The sequence below is a fragment of the Hallella faecis genome (assembly GCF_018789675.1).
In the GTDB taxonomy this organism is placed as follows: domain Bacteria; phylum Bacteroidota; class Bacteroidia; order Bacteroidales; family Bacteroidaceae; genus Prevotella; species Prevotella faecis.
In genome coordinates this window covers 1-477 of sequence record NZ_JAHKBE010000162.1, presented here as the reverse complement: position 1 = coordinate 477, position 477 = coordinate 1, and the positions used below count along the sequence as shown (strand labels likewise).

General features: G+C 35.0%; 1 pseudogene. It reads right to left on the bottom strand.

Annotated elements, in window-relative coordinates:
• Nucleotides 1-149: 149 nt before the first annotated feature.
• Nucleotides 150-338: pseudogene (locus KM934_RS12970) on the bottom strand (transposase); the annotation flags it as partial.
• Between the last annotated feature and the right edge of the window lie 139 nt (nucleotides 339-477).

The window sequence follows — 477 nt, the reverse complement described above, 5'->3', positions numbered from 1 at the left end:
TGACAATTAGATCGTTAGGTTGTTTTTGACTGATTTACGAGCATCCCTAAAATAGCGATTAGTTGCATATGAAGACAGATACACGAGTTCTCTTCTCATGCCATCAGACATGAGCTGTATATAAAGAATCGAAAGAGATTATTCTGTCCTTAGAACAATGTAAGTTGCTTCGTGTCTTCGATGCAGTATCCTTGCAATGCCTTTGGCTTGTTATCAAAGAAACAATATGCTCCCAAGGCTGAAATAAGGTTCATGATAAAGTTGCTTACAGATCTATGGCGTGAATGTACAATCTGTGCCGTATTCTTCAGCATGTCGTTAATGGTTTCGATAATGTACTCAAGTTTCGGATTTAGACTTTGAGGTTGAATTTATTGTATAACAATACTCTGTTAATTCTAACGTAATCGTTTGAAAATGAAGGAGTTAATTAACGTAATATAACTAATAAAATTTGGTTAAGTGGCTGATTATCAG